This is a genomic window from Acidiphilium sp., assembly GCF_049977125.1.
GTDB lineage: Bacteria > Pseudomonadota > Alphaproteobacteria > Acetobacterales > Acetobacteraceae > Acidiphilium.
Genome location: NZ_JBMFGY010000330.1, coordinates 1 through 1,980, shown reverse-complemented (window position 1 = coordinate 1,980; position 1,980 = coordinate 1). Strand labels below are relative to the sequence as shown.

The following is a 1,980-nucleotide window of genomic DNA, read 5'->3' as shown; positions in this document are numbered from 1 at the left end:
CGTGCCGAGCCGGCCTGGGACGAACTGGTCTGCGAACTGAAGCGACCTGGGGTCAATCTGCAGGTGCTTTGGGAGGAGTATCGTGACCAGCACCCGGGGGGTTACGGATATTCGCGGTTTTGTGAACTGTTCAGGGAGTTTGAGGCCCGGTTATCACCGGTGATGCGCCAGGATCATCGTGCTGGTGACAAGGTCTTCGTCGATTATTCTGGCAAGCGGATCGGTATTGTCGATCGGGCGAGCGGCGAAGTTCGGCAGGCGGAGATCTTTGTTGGCGTGCTGGGCGCGTCGAGCTTTACCTACGCCGAGGCGAGTTGGACCCAGACCCTGCCGGACTGGATTGGCGCGCATGTCAGGATGTTCCGCGCATTTGGCGGTGTTCCGCGGTTAATTGTGCCGGATAATCTGAAGTCGGGCGTCAACAAACCATCGTTTTACGATCCAGAGATCAACCGCAGCTACGGGCGCATGGCGTCACATTATGGGATCGGTGTGCTGCCAGCACGCCCATACCGCCCGCGGGATAAAGCCAAAGTGGAGTCAGGCGTCCGCTTTGCGCAGAGCTATATCCTGGGGCGCCTGCGTCGGCAGACGTTCTTCTCGCTGGCCGAAGCCAACCAGGCGATCGCCGGTATGGTTGATCGGATCAACGACTATGTCATGCGCCGTATTGGTGTCAGTCGGCGGCATCTTTACGAGACAATCGAGCGGCCAGCGCTCGCGGCGTTGCCTGCGTCCGACTATGAATTCGCCGAATGGGGTCTGGCACGGGTCGCGCTGGATTATCACGTCGAGGTTTGCGGGTTTTTCTATTCGGTGCCGCACGAACTGATCCGCCAGCAGGTTGATACCCGCGCGACCGAGCGCGGCATTGAGATATTCCACCACGGCAAGCGCGTTGCGGTTCATCAGCGGCGCTACGGGGGCCGCAAGCATGGCACCGACATCAAGCACATGCCGAGTGCCCACCGGCGCTACGCCGAATGGACACCAGAGCGGTTCCGCCGCTGGGGCGCCTCCATCGGTCCGCATACCGAAGGGCTAATCACCGCGATCCTCGCCAGCCGACCGCATCCCGAGCAGGGATTTAGGACCTGTCTCGGGATTCTCCGATTGTTCAAGGACCTCGACCCCGCCCGCGCTGAGGCCGTGGCCGACTACGCCATCGCGATCGGCTCGTTCACCTACAAAAGTCTCGCCTCGATCGTCGCCAAGAAGCTCGATCGTTCAACCGCCGCAGCCGGTGAGCCGCAGGCGATCATTACCCACGGCAATCTCCGTGGTTCCGGCTATTTTCATTGAAAGGAATACCAATGTTGTCGCATCCAACTCTCGATCAACTCCAGGCCCTTGGTCTGCATGGCATGGCCAAGGGATTCAAGGATCTCCAGGCGCATCCCGATACGGCCAGCCTCGATCATGCTGCGTGGCTGGCGTTACTGCTCGATCACGAGACAACGCTTCGGCGGCAAAAGCGTTTTGAACGGCTGGCCCGCATGGCCAAGCTGCGCCAAGAGGCCACCGTCGAAGATATCGATTATCGGACCTCGCGTGGCCTGGACCGCGCGATGTTCCTCAAGCTTGCCGGATGCGAATGGGTCCGTGCCAAGCATAATCTGCTGATCACTGGCCCCTGCGGCGTCGGCAAAAGCTGGATCGCCTGCGCCCTCGGCCAGAAAGCATGTCGTGAGGATTTGTCCACCGCCTACCACCGCGTCCCGCGCCTATTCGCCGCCTTAGCGCTCGCGCGCGGCGATGGCCGGTATGCCGCAACCCTCCGCCAGATCGCGCGGGTCGATTTGCTCATCCTCGACGATTGGGGACCAGAGACATTGAACGCGGATCAGCGCCGTGACCTGCTCGAAATCGTCGAGGACCGCCACGACCGCCGATCCATCATCATCACCAGCCAAGTGCCGGTTGATCGCTGGTATGAAATTATCGGCGATCCCACCATCGCCGACGCCATTCTCGATCGAT

At 60.9% G+C, this 1,980-nt stretch carries 2 protein-coding genes; both read left to right on the top strand.

Annotated features, from left to right (window positions below; genetic code table 11):
- Window positions 1-1,302: IS21 family transposase (gene istA / locus ACP5E6_RS18740; protein ID WP_427956945.1), on the top strand; the 1,302-nt coding region annotated here is incomplete at its 5' end.
- 11 nt (window positions 1,303-1,313) lie between these two features.
- Window positions 1,314-1,980, top strand: a 667-nt coding sequence (gene istB / locus ACP5E6_RS18735) for an IS21-like element helper ATPase IstB (RefSeq protein ID WP_427956943.1), incomplete at its 3' end; no start/stop codon positions are given.